This is a genomic window from Verrucomicrobiota bacterium (assembly GCA_016871675.1).
In the GTDB taxonomy this organism is placed as follows: domain Bacteria; phylum Verrucomicrobiota; class Verrucomicrobiia; order Limisphaerales; family VHCN01; genus VHCN01.
This window is the reverse complement of record VHCN01000053.1, coordinates 1-25,157: the sequence shown is the minus strand read 5'-3', so window position 1 is coordinate 25,157 and position 25,157 is coordinate 1. Positions and strand designations below refer to the sequence as shown.

Below are 25,157 nucleotides of genomic sequence, written 5' to 3'. Positions count from 1 at the left end.
CTCCCCGACTGGGCCATCCTCGACCTGAGCGTGCCGCTCGCCGAGCGCGTCGGTGGCAAAGGCGTCGTTGCCGCCGACTTCTTCGGCGAGAAGTGGGAGTTGAAGTGAGTGCAGCCTGCGGTATGCGAAGTTCGGAATGGGGGACGCGCTCGTCGCGTGACTTTGGAGTGCGGCGGGAAGCGAAGAGCGACGCCGCTTTCGACATTCAAGTTGCGTTCGAAAAGCGGTGTCGCGGCTTCGCCCTGCCATCGCACTCCAAAGCGCTCGGCTTTGCCGCACTGCTCATTCTACTGCACACGTTCGAAGCGGGCCTTGCTGCCGAAGCGCCGCGCATCAATCCAGGTTTCTCCCGCGCCCCGATGGCGCTCGCCGCTCGCAGCGTGCAAGTGCCGCTCGACCCGGACTTTCACCTCGCCTTCGACACTGAACTGCTCCGCGTCCACACGGCGTGGCAAGGCGCGGCCGCGAGCCTGCCCGCGCAGCGCCGCGGACTTGAACGCTGGCTCGCCACAACGACGGGCACGACGCTTTGGGGAAACCCGCCGGTCCTCCCGTGGCGCGTCACTGACCTCGTCGAGAAGCGCGTGGTGGACGTGCCGTTTCGACATCAGTTCCGCGGTGTGAGCGCGAAGGGCGGCGCTTCGTTCCTCTACGAACTCGCGCCACGCGAAAACGGGCTCGTCCACATCCACGAGTCGCCGCGCCTCGATGTCGTGGATGGCGCGGTCGTGGTCGTCCGGCGCTTCGAGCTTTCTGCGGCCGAAGTCTGGCTCGAACTGCTCGCGCACGCAGACGTCGGCCGCATCATCGACCTTCCTGGCGCGCCTGCCGCCGTGCTGATCCAGCGCGAGACCGACGTGCTCCTCGTCGCCGCGCGCGGCCGGCCCGTGCTCACGTGGCAGACGAGCCTCGCGCCCGCGGACTACACGGTCGAGCGCATCTCCGACGACGACGACGGCTCGCCGCAACTCGTTCCGCAACGCGTGACCCGCGACGAGGCGCGCGCGCACGTCGTCATCCCGCCTCACGGTGGCGAAATCGCGTTCGAACTCTGCACCGCCATCGTGCGCTCGCGCGACGAGGCGGAACGTCTCGTGTCGAAGCTCGTGCCCGTCCGCGTCGCGCCTGCGCGGATGGACTTCGTGACGAGCGCCGCCAGGGACACCAACGCGCCGCCGCCGCTCGAGATCCAGTCCGGCGCGTTCGTCGGCGTCGCACCGAAGGACGAGCCGGAATTCAAGCGCGAGCGGCTCATGCTGCCGCCGCAATTCGCGGGCGCAGTCACGGGCATGGACTTTCTTCCCACCGGCGAACTCGCGGTTTGCACGCTGGGCGGCGACGTGTGGATCGCAAGACTTCCCGGCGCCGCGGGCGCGGCATCGAAGTGGCGCCGATTCGCGCGCGGCCTTCGCGCCCCGGGCGCGTTGAAGGTGGTGAACGGCGTCATCCATCTCGTGCAACAAGGCGAACTCACGCGGCTCGTGGATACCGACGGAAACGGCGAGGCCGACTTGCACGAGTGTGTGTCGCAAGGCTGGGGATTCATCGGTCACCCGGCGCACGTCGCGGCCGGGCTCGCGCAGGACGGTGACGGCGCGCTCGTGGCCGCGCTCGGCGGCTGGCGGGGGTTGCGCGAAGTGCCGTTCATGGGCTGGGCTGTGCGTTGCGCGACGAATGGCGCGGACTTTGAGGGCTTCGCGCGCGGCCTGCGCGCGCCGGGCGGCGTGGTCGCGTTCGGCGCGGGCCGGGACTTGTTCGCCACGGACACTCGCGGCGCGTGGGCCGGCGCGTGCAAGCTCGTCCACCTGCGCGAGGACGCGGTGTTCGGATTTCCAAGCACCACGCCGGCGCCGGAGGAGGAGTTCAAGGCGCCCGCGCAGTTCGACGCGCCCGCGGCCTGGCTTCCGCACTCGCTCGTGAAGTCCGCGGGCGGAGTCGTGGTGATCGAGGACGAGCGCTTCGGGCCGTGGAAAGGTCAGTTGCTCGTGGCCGACGCGGACGGCGGCGCGGTGCTGCGCGTCGCATTGGAGAAGGTGAACGGCGAATGGCAGGGCGCCGTCTGGCCGCTCTTGGGCAAACTCGGCGCGCGGTCTCTTGCGTTCGGTCCCGACGGCCGGCTCTACGCGGCGGGCGGCAGCGGCGCGGCGCTGGAACAGATCGAGTTCGCGGGCCGGCCGGTGGTCGAGGTGAAGGCGGTTCACGCAACGGTGGAAGGTTTTGATGTGGTGTTCACGCAGCCCGTGGATGCGGCGACGATTCGCGCGGCGAGTTTTTCGGTGCGGCAATTCGCCTGCGTGCAAGGGCCGGCCGAGGAGCCGCAGACGGTGGACCACGACGCGCGCGCAGGGAAAACTTCGACGTTGAAGGTCACGGCCGCGGCGGTGGACGCGGAGGGTCGCGTAGCGCGGCTTGCGGTCGAGGGGCGGCGGCCGGGTTTCGTGACAGTGATTCAAGCCGCGGGCGTGCGCTCGGCGGACGGACGCAAGCTGAGACACGACACGACACACTTCACCTTGAACCAGATTCCGAGGTAGCGTTGCCGCGCTGTCCAAGTGCTGCACTTGATTGATGGAATGAACACGGAACGCGGATTCTGCGCCCGGCTCGCACTCGGCGCTCTGGCCGCTTTCGCCCTCGCGGTGGACGCCCCGGCGCAGACCGGTCAGAAGAAGGAGCCAAACCCATTTCCCAAGCCCGTGAAGCCGGCGGGGCCGCGGCACGACCCGCCGGACATGCCGTTCCGCTACGCGCCGATGGGCGCGGCGACACGGAGCGTCATCATCCCGCTCTCGACGAACATCCACGTGGCGTTCGACACGGAGTTGCTGCGCACGCACGTGGCGTGGAAGGGCGAGACGCTGAACCTTTGGAGCGCGGTCTATCACGGCGCGAAGGACCGCTTCTACTGCGACTTCAACGGCACGGTGCTGTGGACGAATCCGCCGGTGTTTGCGTGGTCGGTCGGCGACAAGCCCGGCACGGCCACGGCAACTCCGCCTTCCGGCGCGCGCTATCTCGGCATCAGCACGAAGGGCGGCGCGACGACGTTGATGTATGAACTGCCGCTGCCCGGCGGCACGACCGTGCGCATCCACGAGACGCCGCGCGTGGAGAGAGTCTGGACAAATGACGTTGTCGTCCGGCGATTTGAAATCGGACCAAGCGGCGAGGCGTTGTCAGTTCACGTGCTGTCGCCGTCGGGCTCAATCCGCGGGGGTGTAGCAATCGGCGATCATATCGAGATGGTCGGCGAGAATGCGCTGCTCATTGCTGACGCGAACGCCGGGCGGTTGCAAGGTCCAGAAGATCAGACGGGGTTGCTGCACTACGTAGCTTCAAACGTTTCTTTCGAGTCGCGATGGTGGATCGAGAGCGCCAAATCCGACAGTGCCAGTCGGACCTCGAGTGTCGGCGGACTACAGCAGCGGGTTTACATCCGGATTCCACCGCACCGCGAGCCACTTGCCGTCGAGTTTTCTGTATCGCTCTGGCCCAGAGATCACGGATCAACTCCGGTGGTCGGTTACTTCCCGTCTCGCGTCGCTAGTCCCGATTTGGCTGACCGGTCCAAACTCACAGAAGTTCAGAGTCGCTCCCATGCGCCAGTCGTCTCCGGCGACAAGACCTTCCAGCTTCCCGGCGGCGATGAGTTTTATCGCATCGAGCGGTTCCCGCTGCCGAAGGAGATCGAGTTGCTCGTCACCGGCATGGACTTCCTGCCGAGCGGCGATCTCGCGGTCTGCACGTGGCTCGGCGATGTGTGGATCGTGCAGGGAGCGACCGGCGCGCCCGCGGCGGCGACGTATCGGCGCTTCGCGCGCGGGCTGTGCGAGCCGAACGGCCTGCGCGTGATCGGCGGCAGGATGTATGTCGTGCAGAAGCAGGAGCTCACGCGCATCACGGACACGGACGGCAACGGCGAGGCGGACCTGTTCGAGTGCATCAGCCAGGACTGGGGCTTCACCGGCAACTATCACGACTTCTCGTTCGGCCCGGTCGTGGACAAGGCGGGCATCTTCCACGTGCTGCGCACGGGCAACCGCGGGGTCTTCGAGATGCCGTATCAAGGCTGGGACATCGCCATCAACCCGGCGACCGGCAAGGCCACGCCCGTGTGCAGCGGGTTGCGCTCGCCGGACGGCTTCGGCACCTACGGGCCGGACAAGGACGTGTTCATGACCGACAACCAGGGCAACTGGATCGGCGCGAACAAGCTGAACCATCTTCAAGCCGGGCGCTTCTACGGCTTTCCGTCCACCACGCCGTCGTCGCGCGATGAGTTCGACGGCAAGCGCCGGGACGTCGCGCCGCCCGCGGTGTGGTTCCCCTACAAGCTGGTGAAGTCCGCGAGCGGCATCGAGACGATCAGCGCGGACAAGTTCGGACCGTTCACGGGGCAGATGCTCGTGGGCGATTTCCAGAATGCGATCGTCACACGCGTGTTCCTCGAAAAAGTGAACGGCGAGTGGCAGGGCGCGGTGTGGCCGATGGTGAAAGGCTTCGGCTCGGGCACGCACCGACTCGCGTTTGGGCCGGATGGAAAACTCTACGTCGGCGGGCTCAAGAACGCCGCGTGGGCCGCCATCGCGCCGAAGGAGACGTCGCTCGACCGCGTGTCGTGGACGGGCAAGGTGCCGTTCGAGGTGAAGGAAGCACGCGCGACACGGACGGGCTTCGAGCTGACCTTCACGCAACCCGTGGACGCCGCGACCGCAGGCAACCCCGAGGGCTACGACGTCGCGCAATACACCTATCTCTATCACCAGACCTACGGCTCGCCGGAGATGGACCACGACGGAAAGAAGGACAGCGCCACGCCGATCACGGTGAAGAAGGCCGTCGTGAGCGCGGACAAGCTCAAGGTCACGCTCACGCTCGAAGGCTGGCGCGCAGGCTACGTGACGATGGTGCGCGGGCTCGACGTGACGAGTGCCGAGGGGAAAAAGCTCTGGCACGACACGTTCTACTACACGCTGAACCAGATTCGGCAGTGAGCAGGAGGGTCGTGGCTCATTTCGAGATGTAGAGTCGGCTCTGTGAGCCGACCGGTTGGCGCAACGCGCCAACGCGACAACCAATTGAGCCACTACCGGTGGGCGAGCTCTCTATCCTCCCTCGCTCGCGACTTCAGCGTTGGTCAGGGCGTTGATGATCTTGAACTGCTCGGCGTGGAAGCCCGGCTCGGCGCGGAACGTGAGCTTGCCGAAGAATTTTTTCTCCATCTCGATGAGGATTTTCTCGTCCTCCTTGCGCAGGCGTTCAAGCACGGACGGGTGGACGACGATGCGGAGCTGGAAGTCCGACTCGTCGCGCGGGCGCTGGCGGAGGATGGTGGCGAGCTTGCGCTGGATTTCCACGCTCATGGTCGTGGGGCTCTTCACCTTGGCGCGGCCCTTGCAGTAGGAGCAGTCGTCGTAGGTGGCCGAGCGCACGCTCTCCGTGTGACGCTGGCGGGTCATCTCCATGAGCCCGAGTTGTGAGATGGGGAGGATGTGGGTCTTGGCGCGGTCGCGGCGGAGGCCTTCCTTCATCTTGTTGTAAACATGCTGCTGGTCGCGCCGGGATTTCATGTCAATGAAGTCGAGGACGACGAGCCCGCCGACATTGCGCAGGCGCAGGTGGCGGCAGATTTCCTCGGCGGCCTCGAGGTTGACCTTGAGGATGGTGGACTCGTGGTCTTTGCCGCCCTTGTGGCTGCCGGTGTTCACGTCAATCGCGACGAGCGCCTCGGTCTCGTCGATGACGAGGTAGCCGCCGCCCTTGAGATGGACCTGGCGGCTGAAGGCGTGTTCGAGCTGGCGCGAGATGCTGAAGCGGTCGAACACGGGTTGCGCCTCGTTGTAGAGCTTGACCTTGCCGACGGAGCGTTTGCTGATGCGGCCGATCATTTCCTTCATCCGCTCGAACTGCTTCGAGTCGTCGATGATGATGCGCTCGACGTCCTCGGTGAGGAAGTCGCGCACGGTGCGCTCGGTGAGGTCGGGCTCCTGAAAGACGCACACGGGCGAGGGCACCTTTTCGATCTTCTCCTTGATGCGATTCCATTCGTCGAGCAGCAGCGCGAGGTCGCGCACAAAGTAGCGGGCCTGCTGGCCCTCGCCCACGGTGCGAATGATGACGCCCATGCCGTCGGGGATGGTGAGGCCGCGGACGATTTTCTTGAGGCGCTGGCGTTCCTCGTGGTTTTCGATCTTGCGGGAGATGCCGGACTGGTCGGAGTTGGGGAGCAGCACGAGGTAACGGCCGGGCAGCGCAAGGTGTGTCGTGACGCGCGGCCCCTTCGTGCCGATGGGGCCCTTGGTGACCTGCACGATGAGGTCGGTTCCTTTCGGATAGAGGCGCGGGATGTCCTTTTGCGTGACCTTGGGCTGGTCGCGTTTGGGTTTCTTGTCCACCCGCTCGACGAGTTCGACCCCGCTGTCGAGGTTGCTGGGCACGATGTCCCAGTAATGAAGGAAGGCGTTTTTCTCGAAGCCGATGTCCACGAATGCGGCCTTCAGCCCGTCCTCGAGGTTGCGAATCCTGCCCTTGTAGATGCTTCCAACGAGGCGGTCGTCGTCGGTGCGTTCGATGGTGAACTCCTCGAGTTTGCCGTCCTCGAGCACGGCCACGCGCGTCTCGAGCGACTCGGAGTTGATGATGACTTCCTTGTGAACTTTCTTCTCGGGCTGGATGAGTTTCTTGACCTTGGTGACGATCTTGCTGGCGGCCTGCTTGATGGCGCCGACGATGCCCTTGGGCTGCTCGACGGGGACGGGCTCGAACTCCTCCTTCACCTCGTCGGGCGTTTCCAGGTTGGGGTCGCGGAACTTGCCCTGCTTGGCGTCGGCCTCGGCAAGCTCGGCGGCCTGCTGGGCGGCGTCGCCCTCGGGCGGCAGGCCCGCGGCGAGGTTTTCGGCGCGGCGGATTTCGTGCTCGTGGCGGTTGTCGGCGAAAACTTTGTCGCCGCCCTGTTTTTCGCCGAGCGCGCGGGCGCGGGCGTCGAGGGCGGCCTTGTCGGGCCGCATGTTGGGGTTGAGTCCGCCGCGCGGGCGGAAACGGTGCGTGCCGCGGCTGCGGCGGGAGGAGAAGGCTTTGTTGTCGCTCATAGGTCAGTAGGATTTGCGGTGCATGTAGATGTTCTGAAGGAGGCCCGCTGCGACGAGCGAGGCGAGCACTGAGGTTCCGCCATAACTTAACAGCGGCAGTGGCACGCCCGTGACGGGCATCAGTCGGATGTTCATTCCGATGTTGATGAGGACATGGCTGAAGAAGAGGGTGACCACCCCGACGGCCATGGTCTTGCCGAGGCGGTCGCGCGCCTGGCCGGCGATCCTGATCCCGGTGAACAGAATCACCCCGTAGAGCGAGAGCACGACGATGCTCCCGATGAAGCCGCTTTCCTCCGCGATGACGGAGAAGATGAAGTCGTTGTGCGCCACGCCGCGCGGCAGGTAGCCGAGCAGGTTCTGCGTGCCCTGCCGCCAGCCCGTGCCCGTGAGTCCGCCGGAGCCGACGGAGATGAGCGCCTGCTCGACGTTGTAGGAATCCGTGCGCTGCTGGAGCCGCGCGCGCTGCAACTGCGCCCGCGTCGCGTCGGGCGGCGCAAAGTCGCGATAGTCGCGGTTGAAGTAGACCAGCAGCCGCCGGCGCTGGTAATCCTCGAGCGGGATGCGCCACTTGGCCGGCGCGAAGAGCACGTCCACCAGCAGCAACGTCACGAGCAGGCCGACCCCGATGACGAGGTTGCGGATGTATCGGAACGGCGCGCCGGAAATGAACAGCATCACGAGCCCGACCGGCAGCAGCACGAGCGCGGAGCCGAGGTCGGGCTCCTTGAGGATCAGCACGAAGGGCAGGGCCATCAGCCCGAGCGCGCCGAAGAACACTTTCGGCTGTCGCAGCTCATCCGGCGGCCGGCTCAGGTAGTTCGCCATCGCGATGATGAACGCAATCTTGGCGAACTCCGACGGCTGGAACTGGAACGAGCCGAAGTCAATCCACCGGCGCGCGCCGAACTTGAGGGCGCCGATGTGCGGGATGAGGACCGCCACGAGCAGCAGGATCGCGCCCCAGTAGCCGACATACGACCAGCGCGCGAGCGTCTTGTAGTCCACGTAGCCGATGGCGGCGAAGCCGATGGTGCCCGCCGCATACCACGCGAGTTGCCGGCACCAGAGCTTGCTCCAAAAGTCCACGTGGTTGCTTTCGATCGCGAGGCGCGCGCTGTGGATGAACGCGGCGCCGAGCACCATCAGGCCGAGCAACGCGCACAGCAGCGACCAGTCGAGCTTGGGCTCGCGGCGGTTCAGCGGATGGTTGGCGGTGAACATGGCTTAGATGGGTGTGTTCGCCGCGAGGCGGGCCGGCTTCGGCGCGGCAAAGCGTTTCTGGATGGCCAGGTAAATCTGTTTCGCGACCGGCACGCACGTCTTCGCGCCGCTCGCGCCGCTCTCGACCATCACCACGACGGCGAAGCGTGGATCCTGCGCCGGGCCGTAGGAGACAAACCATGTGATGTGATCCACGATCTCGCCGCCCTGCTCGACCTGCGAGGTGCCTGTCTTGCCGCTGATGCGGAAATCGGGAATCCACACGTCGCGCCCGGTGCCGCGAGGGTCCTCGACATCCGCGAGCATCGCGTCGCGGACGACCTGGAGATTCTCCGCGCGGACGCCAAGCTCGGCCCGCAGCCGCGCGGGCGGGAACAGCGTCGGCGGTTCGCCGAACGTGGAGTCGAGGGGTTCGATGCGGCTCACGATCCGCGGCCAGAACACCTTCCCGCCATTGGCGACCGCCGCGGTCATCACGGCCATTTGCAGCGGCGTCACGTCGATGTCGCCCTGCCCGATGCACACGTTCGCGGTGTGGCCATCGCGCCACGCGGCGCTGAGCGCGTCGCGGGCCGACGGGAAATTGCCGCGCGCTTCCTGGCGCGGGAGCGTGTCCGTGCGCTGGCCGAGGCCGAGCTTCTGGCCGAGCTCGATGATCTTCTGCAGCACGCCGGGCTTGAGGCCTTGATGGATGAAATAAGTGTTGGAGGATTGCGCTAGCGCGCGGCGGAAGTCGTAGTCGCCGGGCGGCACGGTGTCCTCGATCTTGCGCTTGCCGACGAAGATGGCGCCGAGCCCGGGCTTGGTGGGGCTGGGCTCGACGCGGACTTTTTCCGAGGGGTCGAGCACGCCGGCTTCGAGCGCCGCGAGCCCGACGACGATTTTGAAAATGGAGCCGGGCTGGTAATTCTCCTGCGTGGCGCGGTTGACCTGCGGGCGGAGTTTCCTGTCGTCGAGGTATTCCCAGTGCCCGTGTGAAATGGGCCGCAGGAATTGATTGGGGTCGAACGTGGGCGCCGAGGCCATCGCGAGGATGTCGCCGGTTTGCGTGTCGAGCACGACGGCCGCGCCGCGCGTGTTGGTGCCGTGCGACGTGGTGAGCAGCGCGCGTTCCGCCGCGCGCTGCAACTCGAGGTCGAGCGTGAGCACGACGTTGTGCCCGGGCTCGGGCGCGTTCTGCAGCGCCTCGCTTTGGCGGTAGCCGAGCCGGTTGACCATCATCCGCTTGCCGCCGGCGCGGCCGCGCAGTTCGCGATCGAAGCGCGCCTCGATTCCCGTGAGCCCGCGCACGTCGGGCAGCCGGTAGTGGTAGTCGGAATCCTCGCCCTCCGCCGACCGGTCGTCGCGCTTCAATGTGCCGAGCACGTGCGCGGCCGTGGACTGGAATGGATAAACACGCCGGGCCTCGATCTCGAGCTCGACGCCCGGCACGCTCGCCGGGCGCTCGACGAATCGCGCGACCTGGTCGGGTTGCAAGTTGTGGAGCACCGGGAACGGCAGCGCCCGCTGGCCCTCGTAGTGGCGCGCGAAGTTCGTGGGATCGGCCAACCCCGGGTGATTCAGCCCGGCGCCAACTTGCACGATGATGTTGCTGACGACCTCGAATCGCGCCTGCCGCTCGAGGGTCTCAATCTGCGCGCGCGTGAGCCGGCCGGCCGGCCGGATGAGCCGGTATTGCTGGTTGAAGACTTTGGTGAGCTCGGCGAGATAGAGTTCGACATTGTAACTCGGGCGATTTTCCGCGAGCGCGATTCCGTTGCGGTCGAGGATCTGGCCGCGCACGGCCGGGATGCGCACGGTGCGCACGGCCTGATCCTTGAGTGTCTCGCGGTAGTGCGTCGCGTTGAGGATTTGGACATACCACAAGCCGGCGAGCAGCGTGACGAGTCCGCACAAGACGACGATCGCCAGCGCGCGGAGGCGGCGGTCGGCTTTGCGGAGTTTGTCGAGGATGAGCATGTCAGACTCGTCGCGTGCGTTTGATCTGGCGGTGCATCCGATACGTGTGCTCGGGCATCGGCGCGTAGGCGAACGTGCGGCGCAACCGGCCGAACAGCCAAAACCAAAGCGGGGTGAACGCGCCGCCCGCGAGGGTCATCACGAGCCAATGCCACGCCGTCGCCGCAGTGACGAGCGGCTTGGCCGCGGTGGCTGGCATGAGGATGAGGGTGGCCGCCGGCACAAGAGCGCTGGCAAGCAGGCCGAGCAGCACACGCGCATAGGCCTGGTCGCGAAGCACGAGTTCCTGATTCCGCTGGATGATGAACCCGATGACGAACAGCGGCAGCACGGAAATGCCAAGCGGATTCGCCGAGAACGAATCGAACCACAGGCCTCCAAACACCGCGACGAGCGCGACCGTGGTCACGTCCGTCGTCAGCGCGGCGTAAACGATCAGCGACGGCAGAAGGTCCACTTGAGCGCCGAGCATGTGCCGCAAGCCACCGGGCAATGACTCGACGAACACCGAAAGGAATGCGGCAGACAGAATCGCGAGGGCGTGGAGTCCTTTCATGGCGCACCTCCAGTGCCGGGCGTCGGCGGGTCTTGTGTCAGATGCCGGGAGAGGTGCAGAGCCTCCCGGCGAACGCCTGCACGTTTGAACTTTGGATTTTGGACTTTGGACTCTTTCATTCGAGCAACACCCACACTTCCTCGATGGTGTTCAGGTTGACCGCGAGCTGGACGCGCGCCTCGGTGTAGAGGCCGTAGCCCACCACGCGCGTGTCGACGACCTGGCCGATGTGCAGACCCTTCGGAAAGACGCCGCCTTGCCCGCTTGAGAGCACGGTCTGGCCGGGCTTGAGCTCGGTGCCGCTCGAGACGACGGCCTGGCCGGGCTTCGGGGCGCCCGCGCGGGAGAGGTAGTTGAGCACGACGAACCGCGAGTCGTCGAAGTGCGCGGGCATGGGCGAGATGAATCCGTTTTCACCGGACTCCTTGATGAGCGCGGAGACGCGGCACGCCGGGTCGCCGAGGAGCACGACTTGCGAGCGAAGCAACCCGACGTTTGAAATGCGGCCGACGAGTCCGTCCGGGGCGACGACAGGCATGTCGGCCTTCACACCGTGGTGGCTGCCGATGTCGATGAAGACGGTGCGCCACCAGTTGGCGGGGTCGCGTGAGATGACGCGCGCGGGCTTGAGTTTCCACCCGGTCTGCCGCGCCCACGCGAGCTGGTCGCGGAGGCGGGAGTTCTCACGTTCGAGCGCGTCCTTCTCTGCAAGCCGGACTTTCAATTCGCCGTTCTCCTTGCGAAGCGAGTCGAGTTCACGGATGAGGTCGCTGCGCGGGGTGACGGCATCGCCGAGTTTGCCCGCGGTATGGCTGGTCGCGCCGGCAATCCCGAAGAGCGGGAGAAAGAGGCTGCCGAGGGCAAGCTTGAGGCGCGTGGTCGTGGAGGCCGGGAGGTTCAGGAGAACCACCACCATAAGGACCACGAGGCCCACGACCACCAGATGCTTGCGTCTCTGCATTTGTTCAGTCCCGCTTGCGGGACTGGCAAACGCACGGTCAGGAATTGCCGCTTTGCGCGACCCGCTTGAGGAATTGCAGTTCGTTCAGGACCCGCCCCGTCCCTTCGGCCACCGCGGTCAGCGGGTCATCGGCGATGTGCACGGGCAACCCGGTGTCCTGCGACACGAGCTTGTCGATGCTTCGCAACAACGCGCCGCCTCCAGCCAGGACGATGCCGCGGTCAATCAAGTCCGCGGAGAGTTCGGGCGGGCAGCGTTCGAGGGTGAGGCGGACGGACTCCAAAATCTGCGACAGCGGCTCTTTGAGCGCTTCGCGAATTTCCTCGGAGCGGATCGTGATGGTTTTGGGAAGACCCGCGCTCAAGTCGCGGCCCTTCACGTCCATCGTCAATTCCTGCTCCAGCGGGGCGGCCGATCCGACCCGGATCTTGATTTCTTCCGCCGTGCGTTCGCCAATCATTAGGTTATACGTGCGCTTCATGTGCGCAATGATCGTGTCATCAAATTCATCCCCGCCCACGCGGAGGCTGCGGCTGAAGACGATGCCCGCGAGCGAGATGATCGCGATTTCGCAGGTGCCGCCGCCGATGTCCACGATCATGTTGCCGGCCGGTTCATGCACGGGCAGGCCGACGCCGATGGCCGAGGCCATCGGTTGTTCGATGAGGTAAACCTCGCGCGCGCCCGCATGCATGGCGGAATCTTTGACCGCCCGCCGTTCCACCTCAGTGATACCCGAGGGCACCGCCACCACCACACGGGGGGCGATCAGTTTTCGATGGTGAACCTTCTGGATGAAATGCCGAAGCATCGCCTCGGTGATTTCGAAGTCCGCGATCACGCCGTCTTTCATGGGGCGGATCGCGACAATGTTGCCGGGGGTGCGGCCAAGCATCCGCTTGGCTTCCTCGCCCACCGCCAGCACGATGGTCGTCCCTGCTTGGATGGCGACGACCGAAGGTTCACGCAGCACAATGCCCTGATCACGGACAAAGACGAGGGAGTTTGCAGTCCCCAAATCTATGCCAATGTCGTTGGAAAACAGGCTCTTAAGTTGCGTCAACATGAAGAGTGCCTAAGCACGGTCTCAGGCTACGTAGCAGCGGAAGCGAGGGCAAGACATATTCCCCTGTTGCAGATCGTCCCGGCACAATGCCCAACCCTGCCGCCGCGCGGGCCGGATGCGCGTCCGAGAAACGGTGCGACCGGGCGACTTAATCCACGAACATCAGTTCGTTCGAGAGCAGAAGCGCTTGCGCGAGCTTCGCCCACGGCGCGAGCGATGAGGGGCGCGTGGAGCCGGGTTGGTCTCCACTTGTGCGTCCGGGAGCATCCTGCGCGGCGATGAAATCCAGCGCCCACCCTGCTTCGTCGGGCAAAGGCGGGCGCTGATAGCAGACCTGAAACAGAAACCGTGCGCGCATCGCATCGGTCGGGTGCGATTTGAAGTCCGGACGCGCCACGATCGCCTTCGCCTGCTGCGCCACGAACGGGCTGTTCATCATGAAAAGCGCCTGTTGCGGCACGGTGGTGTAGAAGCGCTGCGGGCTCGTGGTGTCCGGGCTCGCGAAGTCGAACGTGCGAAACATCGCGGGCAGGTTCTGCCGGTCGATCAGTCCGTAAACGGCGCGGCGCGTGGCGAAGGGCTCCTTCACGAGGTCGACGGGTTGTCCACCCGTTGTCGTGTCGAGCGTGCCCGCTACCGCGAGCAGCGTGTCGCGCATCTGCTCGAAGTCCAGCCGCTGCCGGTTGAACTTCCAGAGCAGCAGGTTGTTCGGGTCCGCGGCGAGCGCATCCGCCCGGTCGTTGCCCGCCTGCCGATACGTCGCGGACATCACGATCAGTTTGTGCAGTTGCTTCACCGACCAGCCGCTCTCGATGAACCGTGACGCGAGCCAGTCGAGCAACTCCGGATGCGACGGCGGGTCCGCCCGCAAGCCGAAGTCGCTCGGCGTGCGCACGAGGCCCTGCCCGAAATGCCACGCCCAAATGCGGTTCACCGCCACGCGCGCCGTGAGCGGATTCCGCGGGTTTGCGATGGCCTGCGCCATTTCCAGCCGGCCGCTGCCTTGCGCGAAGGGCTTGCGCGCGGGTCCCGCCACAACTTCGAGAAACTGCCGCGGCACCTCGGGCCCGCGATTGCCCTGCTGTCCGCGCACCATCACATACGGGTTGAACGGCGAGCCGTTGTCCTGCAGCGCCATCGCCCGCGGCGGCGCGCCGGAGTGCGTTGCGTCCACTTCCTCGACCTTGGCGTGCAACTGCCGCAGTCGCGGGCGCACACCTTCGAGCAGCGAATCGTTTTCGGGGTCGGGCACGTTGGCCGGCGCGCCTTTCGCGCGCAGCACTTCGCGCAACTGCTCGCGCGCAGGGTCCGCGTGCGGCGTCGCGGCGTCGCATTCATTGAGCAATCGGGCGTATCGATCCGCGACCTGCCGGAGCGACACCGGCGGTTCGCCGGCGAACATCTTCGCGACGAGCGGATGAATCGGTTTCTCCCCGTCGGAGTTCGAGGCAAACTTCGCGGCGAGCTCCTTTGCCTTCGCCTCGAAGCCTTCCGCCGGCAGGTGCGTAAACGCCATCCACGGCGCGAAGCGCGGGTCGTGCGACTTTGCGGCGTCCGCGAGCCACGACTGCCAGCGCCGGAGCGTGTTGCCATCGAGCTTGCGCTCCGCGAGTGCGCGGTCGCCCCGCCCGGGGAGCGAACCCTTCAATTCGTGGGACGCGAGCAGGTAATCGCCCGTGCGCCGGCGCACGTCGGCGAGCGCCTTTGCCAGTTCCTTCTCGCGGAAGTCGGCGAGTTCCCGTTCTCGCTTTTCGCGTTCGGCGAGGTATGCCTTGCGCGCCTCCCCGGGCGGCTCGATGCCGAGCAGCGGCTTCTCCCGGGGCTCGCTGCAACTCGCGAACACGCCGTAGAGCGAGTAGTAGTCCTTCGCCGGAATCGGATCGTATTTGTGATCGTGACAGCGCGCGCACGCGACCGTGAGGCCCATGAAACCCCGGCACATGGCGTCGAGCCGGTCGTCAATGATGTCCTCCTGGTTGTTGAGGAAGCGCCGCCCGAGCGTGACGAACCCGAGCGCCGCAAGGTCGCGCTGCGCGATCGGGTTTTGGACATTGGACCCTTGGACCTTGGACTCCGCGATCGCCAAGTCGGCCGCCAGTTGCCGGATGATGAACTGGTCCCACGGCAAGTCCTCGTTGAACGCGCGGATGACCCAGTCCCGATACGTGTAAGCGTAGGCGTAGCGGCGCTGCTCGTCGCCCGCGAGGTAGCCCTTCGTGTCGGCGTAGCGCGCGACATCAAGCCAGTGCCGCGCCCAGCGCTCGCCGTAACGCGGCGACGCGAGCAGGCGGTCCACAAGCGCCGCATACACCGGCGGTGTCTCACGAGTCTGACTCGACTCCCGGACAAACTCTTCCACCTCTGCCGGCGTTGGCGGCAGGCCCGTGAGATCGAAGCAGAGCCGCCGGATCAGCGTGCGCGGGTCCGCCTGCGGTGAAGGGGCAAGTTTCCGCGATTCGAGCTTTGCGAGCGCGAACGCATCGATGGGATTGCGGATTGCGGATTGCGGATTGCGGACACGGGGGACGGGCGGGTCTTTCACCGGCTGAAAAGCCCAGTGGGATTTCACCTTCGCGGGGTCGGAGAGGGGCGGGTGATCCGCGGAGGTTGCCGCCGCGCCCGTTCGCGGGTCGGGCGCGCCCATCTTCACCCATGTTTCGAGGTCGGCGACCTGTGCAGTCGACAGCCGCTTGTTCTTCGGCGGCATCTGCAGATCGTTGTCCGCGTAGCGAACGGCGCGGATGAGCCGGCTCTGCTCGGGTTTGCCGGGCAGGATGACGGCGCCGGAATCGCCGCCTTTGAGCACGCCGTCGCGCGTGTCGAGGCGCAGGCCGCCCTTCACCTTGCCGCCCGCCGCGCTGTGGCACTCGTAGCAATTCTCGATGAGCAACGGCCGGATGCGCGACTCGAAGAACTCGACCCCGGCGGAGTCCCTGCCCGCCGCGCGCGCCGGCGCGGCTGCCGCGCCCGCAATCGCGGACGCGAGCAGCACAGCATGATACGAGGACAACATCACAACCGGTAGACTGGCTTCGACATGCGCCGCGCATTCAACCGCTCAGATCGACACAATTCAACACGGCCTTCGCCGCGCGGTTGCTCGCGCCGGGTGGGCCGAGCGAGGCGACGACCTTCGCGAGCTGTTCCTTCACGCTTGCCCGGCGCGAGTCGTCGCGAAGCAAGTCGAGCGCGGCGTGGGCGAGGTTGCCGCCGGTCGCAGCGTTCTGCACGAATTCCGGAAAGACCTCCCTGCCTGCAAGCAGGTTGGGCATCGCGAGAAAGTCCACCGTAACAAGCTGGCGGCCGATCATGTAAGTGAGCCCCGAGGTCTTGTAGAGCGCGACCGCCGGCACGCCGAACCACGCGCATTCGAGCGTGACCGTGCCGGTCGAGGCGATGGCGACCGTGGCTTCGCGCAGCGCTGCGCCGAGTCCACCAACCTGCATCGCAACGCCGAGCGCAGCCGCATGGTTCGCGAGTGGCTTGAGATCTTCACCCGGCAACACCATGCAGAAAGTCACCGCGGGCAGTTCGCGCCGGATGATGCGGACGGCTTCGAGCATGGGCGGAATGTGGCGTTTGAGTTCTCCCACGCGACTGCCGGGAAGCAGGAGGACGCGGGGCGTGGATGGTGAATGGCGCAAGGTGGATGGTGCAGAATCGTTGCTCGCATCCGTCGCATCCGCGTTCCCATGTCTCCCGACGATCGGATGCCCGACAAACTCCACGCGCAGCCGCGGCACGCGTTCCGCATACCATGGCTTCTCGAAAGGGACGATCGAGATCAGCAGGTCCACGGTGTCGGCGAGTCGCTGCGCGCGGCCCGGTCGGGAGGCCCACACTTGCGGCGAGACGTATTGCACGAGCTTCGGCCGCCAGCCCGCGAAACGGCGGCTCCGTTCCCGGACTGCGCGTGCGAACCGGCTGTTGAAGCCCTGATAATCCACGCACACGATGACGCCGGGCTTGCGTTCGCACGCGAGCGCGAGGAGTTGGTTGAAGAAGCGCCGGAACGTCGCGTAGTTCCGCACGACTTCCCAGAGGCCGATCACGGAATGCTGTGTGAGGTCGAACGCGAGTTCCACGCCGGCTGCGGCCATCTGTGGACCGCCAGCGCCGAAGAAACGCGGCGCGTCGAGTTTGGACTGCGGAATGGCTGCGGCCTCCGCGCGGATCGAACCAACCAGCTCGGCGGCGAGCAGGTCGCCGCTCGGCTCGCCGGCGATGAGCATGATCTCAAGCGGTCGCATCGTCGTGCCGAGTTTGCACGCTTCGGAGCCGCTCCGCCATCGCGTTTCCAGCGAGCCAGCCGGTCGTCCACGCCGCCTGGAAGTTGAAGCCGCCCGTGATGCCGTCCACGTCGAGCAGCTCGCCCGCGAAGAACAGCCCCGGACACACGCGGCTCTCCATCGTCTTAAAGTCCACCTCGCCAAGCGCCACACCGCCGCACGTGACGAACTCGTCCTTGTTCAAGCTCTTGCCCGTGACAGCGAACTCCGACTCGACAACCTGCCGCGCGAGCGCCTGAAGACGCGCGCGATCGAGCCCCGCCCACTGGGTCGTGGCGGAAACGTCAGCGGCCGCGACGAGCCGCTCCCACAATCGCGAGGGAATCGCACCGAGCGCGGCATTGACCACGCGCTTCGCGCCCGTGCGTTCGCGCTGCCGCTGGCCGAGCGTCATGACGTCCTCCGCCGTGGCATCCGCGAGCCAGTTCACGCGGAGCGGGAAGCGATAATCGAGCGCGTGCAGCTCGCGCGCGCCCCATGCCGAGAGCCTCAGGATCGCGGGACCGCTCAGGCCCCAGTGCGTCACGAGCACGGGTCCGGTCTCGCCGAGCTTGGATCCAGGCACGCTCGCCGTCGCGCGCTCGACGCTCAGTCCCGCAAGCCCGGCGAGCCGCGTGTCCGTGATGTGGAACGTGAACAACGACGGCACCGGCGGAACGAGCGTGTGACCGAGCGAAGTGGCGAGTTCGCCGGACTTCGCCGCGCGGCAACCACCGGTCGCGAGCAACAGAAGGTCGCAGTCGAGAGGCGGCGCGTCAGCCGGCAGAACACGGAACCCGCCGTGCCCGCGTCGCTCCACGCGCCCGACGCCGCAGTTGGCCCGCAACACCACCCCCGCATCGCGCGCGGCGGCGACCAGACACTGAAGGATTGTTTCGGACTGGTCCGTCGTCGGGAACATCCGGCCGTCGGGCTCGGTCTTGAGCGCGACGCCGCGCGACTCAAACCACTTGACCGTGTCCTCCGGTTGGAAGCGATGAAACGCGCCGATGAGCGGTTTGGCGCCGCGCGGAAACCGCCGCGTGATTTCGCGCGGCTCGAAACACGCGTGAGTGACATTGCATCGTCCGCCGCCGGAAATCTTCACCTTCTGAAGAAACTGCGGTCCACGCTCGAGCACGGTGACGGTGCCGCGTCCGCGCAACGCCTCGGCGCACGTGATGGCTGAGAAAAACCCGGCGGCCCCGCCGCCCACGATGATTAGATGAGGCATCCGTGTGCGTTCAAGCAGGCGCGGGTTCGGGCGTGCGCGACAGGCCGCGCCGGACGGGCGACCGGACGAGACTCGCGAGGGAGGGGGCCACGGCCACGGCGTCGCCCGGCCCTGTCCGGTCCTCGGGCGGGTTCGTCGTCAGGAACAAACAACCGTGCATGTCGATCATCGCATTGCGCTGAAGGATACGGACTGTCACGGGGCGGTGCAACCGCCCCGTCGCGCATCGGCATGGCGCTGCTGTTCGCGGGCCGGTGCAGCTCTCTCCGGCATCGACAACGCGGTGCGCCTCTGGCAAAAGGGGGTGTGAATTCGCGAATGCTCGCAGCGGTCGGGGCCGCACTCGCCGTGCTGTGCGGAGTGGCTGCGCCCGGCGCCGCGCCGCGGCCGAACATCCTGTTGATTCTCGCCGACGACCTCGGCTTCTCCGACCTCGCGTGCTACGGCTCGAGCATCGCCACGCCGAATCTTGACCGTCTCGCGGCGGGCGGGCTGCGATTCTCGCAGTTCTACAACGCGGCGCGGTGCTGTCCCACGCGGGCGTCGCTGCTCACGGGGTTGTATCCGCATCAGGCGGGCGTGGGTCACATGCTGCAACCATGGCGCCCGCCGAGTTACAGCAACGGGTTGCTCGAAAACACCGCGACCATTGCGGAACTGCTGCGAACGGCGGGCTACCGGAACTATCACGTCGGCAAGTGGCACGTTGGCGGACTCGGCGGCGGCGCGAAGGCCAGGGCCGAAACGCGCAACCATCCGATGAGCCGCGGCTTCGACCGCGCCTACGGCTCCGGCGGTGGCGGCAGTTACTTCGCGCTGCAACCGCTCTATCTCGATCGCGAGCCGCAGCAGCCGGGGGAAGGATTCTACGCCACCGACGCCTTCACGGAAAACGCCGTGAAGTTTCTCGAGGAGCACGGACGCGGGCACAAGGACCGGCCGTTTTTCATGCACCTTTGCTACACGGCGCCGCACTTTCCGCTGCATGCGAAGCCCGCCGACATCGCGAAGTATCGCGGCCAGTTCCGCCACGGCTGGGACGCCGAGCGCGAGCGGCGATTCGCGAAGCAAAAGCAACTCGGGCTCTTCCCTGCCGCCGCGAAACTCCCGCCCCGAGACCCCGTCGCCACCGCGTGGAGCGACGTGCCCGACGCCGGGCGCGACGAGTGGGACCTGCGCATGGCCGTGCACGCGGCGATGATTGACTGCATGGACCAGGGCATCGGGCGCGTGCTCGGCGCCGTCCGCCGCATCGGCGCGGAGACGAACACGATGGTGCTGTTCCTCTCGGACAACGGCGCGAGCGCGGAGGCGCTCGACTCGTGGCCGAATCCCGCGCGCGGCCACAAGCCCGGCAGCGAGACGGGCACGCGCGACTCGCACCGCTGCCTCGAAATCGGCTGGGCCAACGCCGCGAACACGCCGTTCCGCGAAAACAAGATGTGGGTCCACGAAGGCGGCATCTGCACGCCGCTCATCGTGAACTGGCCCGCGGGCCGCGCGGGCAACGTGGCGCCCGGCGCGCCCGGCGGGCGTGTCGCGACGCAGCGGCGTCACGCCGCGGGCACGGTGGTGGACGATCCCGCGCATGTGATGGAGTTGATGCCGACGTTCCTCGAACTCGCTGGAGTGGACTTTCCGCAGTCGCTCGGCGGGCGCGAGCTTCAGCCGCTTGCGGGGCGGAGCCTGGTTCCATTGCTGCGCGGCGAATGGGCGGGACCGTGCGCCCTCGGCTGGGAGCACGAGGGCAACCGCGCCTTCCGGCTCGACTCGTGGAAGATCGTGGCGACGTTTCGCGGCGGGTGGGAACTCTACAACCTCGCGCGCGACCGCACGGAACTCGACAACCTCGCGGCAAGGCAGCCCGCGAAACTCACGGAACTCACCGCGGCGTGGCAGTCGTGGGCCGCGAACGTCGGCGTCGCCCCGTGGGAGGACCTGCCCGGCGCGGGCTACCAGCCGGCGGCGGGTTACCGGAAGAAGTCCGAGCCGTTCGCGCCCTGACCGTTACTTCTGTTTCTTCGCCTTTGCCGGCGCTTCTCCGAACTTGCGGTTCGGGTCCATCTGTTTCAAATCGTCTTCGCTCGGGCCGCCGCCGAACTGTTTCCAAAACTGCTCCTTGAACGGATTGACTTTGGGTCCGGCCGCGCCCTCGTTGACGAGCAGCGGCGTGACCTCGGTCCACCACGCATCGATGGCGGATTTCAACTCGCGGACGATCTCGGGTTTTTCGTCGGCGATGTTTTTCGTGCAACCGAAGTCCGCCTTCACATCGAACAGCTCCCACTTCTCGCCCTGTCGCGTTGCGTTGACGAGATGATAGCGCGCGTTGCGCGCGCTCACGGCGGCATACTTGGAATCCGCGGCCTTGCCGCGGTCCCACCGGCCGACGTGGGTGAACAGCACACGGTCGGCCCACGGCGCTGACGCGTCCTGCAAGAGCGGAACAAGGTTGCGTCCCTCGGCCTGCCGGTGCGCGTCGTCGCTGAGTTTCGCGCCGGAGATTTCAGCGAAAGTGCGGAAGATGTCCGTGTGCGAGGTGAGCTTGTCCACGTCGCGTCCGCCGGCGAATCCCGCGGGCCAGCGCCACAGCGCGGGCACGCGCGTGCCGCCCATGTAGGGTGTGCCTTTCGCGCCGCGCATGCCGGCGTTGAAGGTTTGCACGCCCGCGGTGCCGCCGTTGTCGGTCATGAAGATGACGAGCGTGTCGCGCTCGATGCCCCATTCCTGGAGCTTGGCGAGCAGACGGCCGAAGTTGTCGTCAATGTTCTCGATCATGCCGTAGAACTTCGCGGCGTTTGGCGGAACCTTGCCCGCATATTTCGCCTCGTAATCCGGCGGACAGTCGAGCGGACCGTGCGGCGCGTTCGGCGTGATGTAGGTGAAGAACGGCTTGCCGGACTTGCGCGCGGTGTCCATCCATTTCGTCGCCTGCGCGAAAAACACGTCGGTGCAGTAGCCCTTTGTCTTCTCGAACCTGCCGTTGTGCTTGATGGCCGGGTCGAAATATTTGTTGCCCGGCGCGTCGCCGCCGGAGCCCGGATACGTCTGCCCGATGCCGCCCGCGCCGTGGATGAAAACCTCGTCGAAACCACGCCGCTCGGGTTGATAAGCGTCCTCGTCCCCGAGGTGCCACTTGCCAAAAATGCCCGTGGTGTAGCCGGCGGACTTGAGCACCTGCGCGGTGGTGGTCGCCTTGAGCGTGAGCCGCTCGCGTTCGAGGATCGTGTGCGTGATGCCGTTCTTGAACTCGTGCCGGCCGGTCATGAGCGCGCTGCGCGTCGGGGCGCACGTCGGGCTCACGTGGAAATCGGTGAACCGCACGCTGTCCTTGTAGAACGAATCCAGATTCGGCGTCTTGAGGACCGGGTTGCCGTGGCAGCCAAGATCGCCGTAGCCCTGATCGTCCGGCATCACGAGGATGATGTTCGGCCGCCGGCCGGCGAGCGCGGCGGCGTGAGACCCGGGAGGGGCGGCCGCGGAGACACAAAGCGCGGCGAACAGGAGGACGGAGCCGCGGCGGTTGAGCGTGTGCATGGCTGCTTCTACCTGGCCGGACTGAATTCGCAAGCTTTCGGGTCAGAGGCTCGCGCGAACGTCACCAGCCTTCGGACGGCTCCGAGCGGTCCGGAACATCGGTCCATCCCCGGCCGGGGAGGTGCGGAACCGACTCCACGCTTGCCCGGCCCCGGCTCATCTCCTAAAAGCTCCGCATGTCAACCACCGCGACGCGGGCGGGTGCGCGGCACGCGAGTTCGTTCGATCTCGCCCGCTGGCTCGACGACCGGTCGGCCCTCGTCAACCGCGCCCTTGACCGGTTCCTCCCGCGCGAGTCCGCGCGACCCGCCACCATCCACGAGGCGATGCGCTACTCGCTCTTCGCCGGCGGCAAGCGCATGCGCCCCGCGCTCACGCTCGCCGCGGCGGAGGCGTGCGGCGGCAACGTCGACGATGCCCTCCCGCTCGCGTGCGCCGTCGAGTGCGTCCACACCTACTCGCTCATCCACGACGACCTGCCCGCGATGGACAACGACGATTTCCGCCGCGGCAAGCCGACGAATCACAAGGTGTTCGGCGAGGGCATCGCCATCCTCGCGGGCGACGCGCTGCTGACGCAGGCATTCGAGATTGCCGCACAGGCGAAGGGCTGGCCGCGGCATCCGCACCACGAACTCGTGCGGGAACTGGCGCGCGCGTCGGGCTCGCTGCAACTGATCGCGGGGCAGGTCGCCGACCTCGAAGGCGAGGGCCGGAAGCTCTCCGTCGCGGACCTTCGCTACATTCACGAGCGCAAGACCAGCGCGCTGCTCTGCTGTGCGGTGCGACTCGGCGGCATGAGCGCGAACGCTCCGGCGGCGCAACTCGACGCGCTCACCGTGTTCGGCACCAACGTCGGCCTCGCGTTCCAGGTCGTGGACGACATCCTCGACGTGACGCAGACCACGGAGCAACTTGGCAAGACCGCGGGCAAGGACATTGCGGCACAGAAGGCGACCTATCCGAGCATCGTGGGTTTGGAGCAGTCGCGGCTCATCGCGCGGCGGCTCACAAAGAAGGCGTTTGCGGCGCTGCGGCCGTTCGGCGGGAAATCCGCAGCGCTGAACGCGCTCGCGCACTACCTGTTGATCCGGGACAAGTAATCAGCCCAGCTCCGCGCTGCTCCACCGTTCGCCGGCCTTGAGCACGCGGCACGGCTGGCCGATCTTCGCGCACTCGTCCACGAACGCCGCAGGGTCCGCCGTGTTGAACGTGAACATGTCGTAATGCATCGGCACGGCGAGCCGCGCGCCGATGTCCTTCGCCAGCCGCGCCGCCTCGCGCGCGTCGAGGTTGCCCGCGACCTTGCGCTCGGGCCGGTCGCCGTTGATCGGCAGCAGCGCCACGTCCACCCTGAACGGCCGCACCCAGTCCTCGATGCCGCGGTAGAGCTTCGTGTCGCCCGCGTGGTAGATGCGCCACGAGCCGAACTCGACGACGTAACCGAGGAATTTGTGGTTCAAGTCGGCGTCCTGCTCGAGCTCGTTGTGCGCCGCCGGGATGCCGTGAAAGCGGAAGCCGCCGCGCGCGCGGATGTCGCCGGCGTTGATGCCCATGAGCGCCGTTGACTTGGGACTGAGCTTGAGCCGATACGCCGCCACGCCGCGGTTGGCCTCGGGGACGAGCAGATGCAGCTTCGGGTTCGCCGCGAAAAGGGGCAGCAGAGTGTCCGGGTCGAAGTGGTCCGTGTGGTTGTGGCTCGACGTGACGACATCGATGAAGTCCAGCCGCTCCGGCGCGATGACGCGCGCGGTCATCCGCACATGCGGCTTGTTGGTCCCGGCATACTTCGCGGTCAGCGAGTCGGAGAGATACGGGTCGAGCAGGGCGTGGCGCTTCTGCCACTGGAGGAGGAAGCCGCTCTGCCCGAGCCACCACAAGTGAAAGTGCCCGTGCCCGTGGTGCGCCGCGCGCACGTTGGCGAGGAAGGCGGAGTCGTGGAGAGCAGGGCCGATCATTGGAAGCTCATCGTTGAGCACGCACCCGTCGCACCCCTTCGACCATGTTCGCCAGCTTCTGCTTCGCCGCCCAGCGCGCGGTTTGCGAGAGGCCGCAGTCGGGCGCGAAGGCGAGGCGATCCGCTGGCGCGTGCTTGAGGCACGCGCGCACGCGGTCGGCCACGTCGGCTGGTGTCTCGATGTAGTAGCTCTTCACGTCAATCACGCCCACGGCCGCGTCTTTGCGCTTCGCGATTTCCGCGATGAGTTCCAGTTCGGCGAACTCGCGGCTCGCCATCTCGACGTGGATTTCGTCCACGGCAAGTTCGAGGAACGCCGGGAACATCGGCGCGTAGCGGCGCGGCCCGACAGCGCGGCCCTTGTAGTTGCCGAAGCACAGGTGCGTCGAGAGCCGGCACCGGCCCGCGACGCCCTCGACCGTGCGGTTGAAGATGTCCACGAAGCGGCGCGGGTCCTCGCGGTGCGCGTAGCAGCTCATGCTCGGCTCGTCCACGCAGATCTCGCGGCAGCCGGCCTCGGCGAGCGCCTCCAATTCGGCGCGCACGATGGGCAGCAGCGCCTCGGTGAGCGCGTAGCGGTCGGCGTATTGCGGGCTGGGCAGCAGGCGGCCGCTGAGCGTGTAAGGGCCGGGCACACTCGCCTTGAGCGTGGGATGTGTTTCAGGCAACGAAGCACCCCTCACCCCGGCCTTCTTCCCTTCTGAAGGGGAGAGGGTGCCCGAAGGGCGGGTGAGGGGTTGACCGGTGGCGACCATCCGCTTCAGCCGCTCGAAGTCGTCCACGGCGCCGAGGCCGCGCGGGGCGCGCAGTTCGCCGGTCACGCGGTGCTTGCCGCGCTGGTCGTGCGCGGGCGGGCCGAACCGCCGCGGCGACGCGCTCTCCAACTCGATGCCTTCGATGAATCCGTAGAAGCTGAGGTTGAAGTCGAGCCGGGTCTGCTCGCCGTCGGTGATGACATCGAGCCCGGCCTCGAGCTGGTCGCGCACGGCGATGGCCACCGCGTCGTCCATCAACTCGGCGCGGTCGGTCTCACCGAACTGGTCGAGCTGTTGCGAGGCGAATTCGAGCCAGCCGGGAAACGGCAGGCTGCCGACGACGGTCGTGCGAAGCGGTCGGTCCTTCATTGAATGAAGGGAGTTTGACCGCGTGAGGTCACCAGGCCAACTCCTTCTTCACCCCGGCGAACGCGTTCACGGCCCCTTCCAATGCCTCGCGCGTGTGCGCGGCGGAAATCTGGCATCGGATGCGCGCCTTGCCCTGCGGCACGACGGGATACGAGAAGCCGATGACGTAAACGCCCTTCGCGA

The 25,157-nt window shown here is 66.7% G+C and carries 16 protein-coding genes; 4 read left to right on the top strand and 12 right to left on the bottom strand.

Annotated features, from left to right (window positions below; translation table 11 throughout):
* Positions 1 to 359 precede the first annotated feature (359 nt).
* Together FJ386_11350 and FJ386_11345 are read left to right on the top strand one after the other, a co-directional pair.
* Positions 360 to 2,534: a hypothetical protein gene (locus FJ386_11350; protein MBM3877303.1), complete on the top strand. Its 2,175-nt coding sequence runs from the start codon at positions 360 to 362 to the stop codon at positions 2,532 to 2,534.
* A 39-nt stretch (positions 2,535 to 2,573) separates the two neighbouring features.
* Positions 2,574 to 4,994 carry a hypothetical protein gene (locus FJ386_11345; GenBank protein ID MBM3877302.1) on the top strand — a complete coding sequence of 807 codons (2,421 nt, stop codon included), beginning with the start codon at positions 2,574 to 2,576 and terminating at the stop codon, positions 4,992 to 4,994.
* 111 nt (positions 4,995 to 5,105) lie between these two features.
* Here FJ386_11345 and FJ386_11340 read toward each other — a convergent pair whose 3' ends face one another.
* The 9 genes from FJ386_11340 to FJ386_11300 form a co-directional block, all read right to left on the bottom strand.
* Positions 5,106 to 7,088: an Rne/Rng family ribonuclease gene (locus FJ386_11340; GenBank protein MBM3877301.1), complete on the bottom strand. Its 1,983-nt coding sequence runs from the start codon at positions 7,086 to 7,088 to the stop codon at positions 5,106 to 5,108.
* 3 nt (positions 7,089 to 7,091) lie between these two features.
* A complete protein-coding gene (rodA, locus tag FJ386_11335) occupies positions 7,092 to 8,312 on the bottom strand; it encodes a rod shape-determining protein RodA (GenBank protein MBM3877300.1) in 1,221 nt (406 codons plus the stop codon).
* A gap of 3 nt (positions 8,313 to 8,315) precedes the next feature.
* A complete protein-coding gene (mrdA, locus tag FJ386_11330) occupies positions 8,316 to 10,271 on the bottom strand; it encodes a penicillin-binding protein 2 (GenBank protein MBM3877299.1) in 1,956 nt (651 codons plus the stop codon).
* Between the two features lies 1 nt (position 10,272).
* On the bottom strand, positions 10,273 to 10,827 hold the full coding sequence (locus FJ386_11325) for a hypothetical protein (protein MBM3877298.1): 555 nt from the start codon (positions 10,825 to 10,827) through the stop codon (positions 10,273 to 10,275).
* A 115-nt stretch (positions 10,828 to 10,942) separates the two neighbouring features.
* Positions 10,943 to 11,788, bottom strand: coding sequence for a rod shape-determining protein MreC (gene mreC, locus FJ386_11320; GenBank protein ID MBM3877297.1), 846 nt, complete (start codon positions 11,786 to 11,788; stop codon positions 10,943 to 10,945).
* Positions 11,789 to 11,825: 37 nt separating this feature from the next.
* Positions 11,826 to 12,854 (bottom strand): rod shape-determining protein, encoded by a 1,029-nt coding sequence (locus tag FJ386_11315; GenBank protein ID MBM3877296.1) that lies wholly within the window; start codon positions 12,852 to 12,854, stop codon positions 11,826 to 11,828.
* A gap of 148 nt (positions 12,855 to 13,002) precedes the next feature.
* Positions 13,003 to 15,867 carry a DUF1553 domain-containing protein gene (locus tag FJ386_11310; protein MBM3877295.1) on the bottom strand — a complete coding sequence of 955 codons (2,865 nt, stop codon included), beginning with the start codon at positions 15,865 to 15,867 and terminating at the stop codon, positions 13,003 to 13,005.
* Between the two features lie 37 nt (positions 15,868 to 15,904).
* A complete protein-coding gene (lpxB, locus tag FJ386_11305; GenBank protein MBM3877294.1) occupies positions 15,905 to 17,104 on the bottom strand; it encodes a lipid-A-disaccharide synthase in 1,200 nt (399 codons plus the stop codon).
* A complete protein-coding gene (locus tag FJ386_11300; GenBank protein ID MBM3877293.1) occupies positions 17,091 to 18,356 on the bottom strand; it encodes an NAD(P)/FAD-dependent oxidoreductase in 1,266 nt (421 codons plus the stop codon). Before FJ386_11300 ends, lpxB begins: the two co-directional genes overlap by 14 nt.
* On the opposite strand from FJ386_11300, the gene FJ386_11295 reads away from it, so the two are divergent.
* A complete protein-coding gene (locus tag FJ386_11295) occupies positions 18,348 to 20,360 on the top strand; it encodes an arylsulfatase (GenBank protein ID MBM3877292.1) in 2,013 nt (670 codons plus the stop codon). The genes FJ386_11300 and FJ386_11295 overlap by 9 nt on opposite strands.
* A gap of 3 nt (positions 20,361 to 20,363) precedes the next feature.
* Here the strand turns inward: FJ386_11295 and FJ386_11290 are convergent, their stop codons facing one another.
* Complete coding sequence (locus tag FJ386_11290; protein ID MBM3877291.1) at positions 20,364 to 21,893, bottom strand: arylsulfatase; 1,530 nt, start codon at positions 21,891 to 21,893, stop codon at positions 20,364 to 20,366.
* A 176-nt stretch (positions 21,894 to 22,069) separates the two neighbouring features.
* Here FJ386_11290 and FJ386_11285 point away from each other — a divergent pair, with 176 nt between their 5' ends.
* Positions 22,070 to 22,996 carry a polyprenyl synthetase family protein gene (locus tag FJ386_11285; protein ID MBM3877290.1) on the top strand — a complete coding sequence of 309 codons (927 nt, stop codon included), beginning with the start codon at positions 22,070 to 22,072 and terminating at the stop codon, positions 22,994 to 22,996.
* Here the strand turns inward: FJ386_11285 and FJ386_11280 are convergent, their stop codons facing one another.
* Both FJ386_11280 and FJ386_11275 read right to left on the bottom strand, forming a co-directional pair.
* A complete protein-coding gene (locus FJ386_11280; GenBank protein ID MBM3877289.1) occupies positions 22,997 to 23,851 on the bottom strand; it encodes an MBL fold metallo-hydrolase in 855 nt (284 codons plus the stop codon).
* 7 nt (positions 23,852 to 23,858) lie between these two features.
* Complete coding sequence (locus tag FJ386_11275) at positions 23,859 to 24,974, bottom strand: cobalamin-independent methionine synthase II family protein (protein ID MBM3877288.1); 1,116 nt, start codon at positions 24,972 to 24,974, stop codon at positions 23,859 to 23,861.
* Between the last annotated feature and the right edge of the window lie 183 nt (positions 24,975 to 25,157).

What these genes read in the sequence shown, in the direction of transcription:
- FJ386_11295 (MBM3877292.1), top strand. Translation starts at nt 18,348, where the DNA reads ATGAGGCATCCGTGTGCGTTCAAGCAGGCGCGGGTTCGGGCGTGCGCG.
- FJ386_11325 (MBM3877298.1), bottom strand. Translation starts at nt 10,827, where the DNA reads ATGAAAGGACTCCACGCCCTCGCGATTCTGTCTGCCGCATTCCTTTCG.
- mreC (MBM3877297.1), bottom strand. Translation starts at nt 11,788, where the DNA reads ATGCAGAGACGCAAGCATCTGGTGGTCGTGGGCCTCGTGGTCCTTATG.
- FJ386_11345 (MBM3877302.1), top strand. Translation starts at nt 2,574, where the DNA reads ATGAACACGGAACGCGGATTCTGCGCCCGGCTCGCACTCGGCGCTCTG.
- FJ386_11280 (MBM3877289.1), bottom strand. Translation starts at nt 23,851, where the DNA reads ATGATCGGCCCTGCTCTCCACGACTCCGCCTTCCTCGCCAACGTGCGC.
- FJ386_11285 (MBM3877290.1), top strand. Translation starts at nt 22,070, where the DNA reads ATGTCAACCACCGCGACGCGGGCGGGTGCGCGGCACGCGAGTTCGTTC.
- rodA (MBM3877300.1), bottom strand. Translation starts at nt 8,312, where the DNA reads ATGTTCACCGCCAACCATCCGCTGAACCGCCGCGAGCCCAAGCTCGAC.
- mrdA (MBM3877299.1), bottom strand. Translation starts at nt 10,271, where the DNA reads ATGCTCATCCTCGACAAACTCCGCAAAGCCGACCGCCGCCTCCGCGCG.
- lpxB (MBM3877294.1), bottom strand. Translation starts at nt 17,104, where the DNA reads ATGCGACCGCTTGAGATCATGCTCATCGCCGGCGAGCCGAGCGGCGAC.
- FJ386_11350 (MBM3877303.1), top strand. Translation starts at nt 360, where the DNA reads ATGGCGCTCGCCGCTCGCAGCGTGCAAGTGCCGCTCGACCCGGACTTT.
- FJ386_11300 (MBM3877293.1), bottom strand. Translation starts at nt 18,356, where the DNA reads ATGCCTCATCTAATCATCGTGGGCGGCGGGGCCGCCGGGTTTTTCTCA.
- FJ386_11315 (MBM3877296.1), bottom strand. Translation starts at nt 12,854, where the DNA reads ATGTTGACGCAACTTAAGAGCCTGTTTTCCAACGACATTGGCATAGAT.
- FJ386_11340 (MBM3877301.1), bottom strand. Translation starts at nt 7,088, where the DNA reads ATGAGCGACAACAAAGCCTTCTCCTCCCGCCGCAGCCGCGGCACGCAC.
- FJ386_11275 (MBM3877288.1), bottom strand. Translation starts at nt 24,974, where the DNA reads ATGAAGGACCGACCGCTTCGCACGACCGTCGTCGGCAGCCTGCCGTTT.
- FJ386_11310 (MBM3877295.1), bottom strand. Translation starts at nt 15,867, where the DNA reads ATGTTGTCCTCGTATCATGCTGTGCTGCTCGCGTCCGCGATTGCGGGC.
- FJ386_11290 (MBM3877291.1), bottom strand. Translation starts at nt 21,893, where the DNA reads ATGCACACGCTCAACCGCCGCGGCTCCGTCCTCCTGTTCGCCGCGCTT.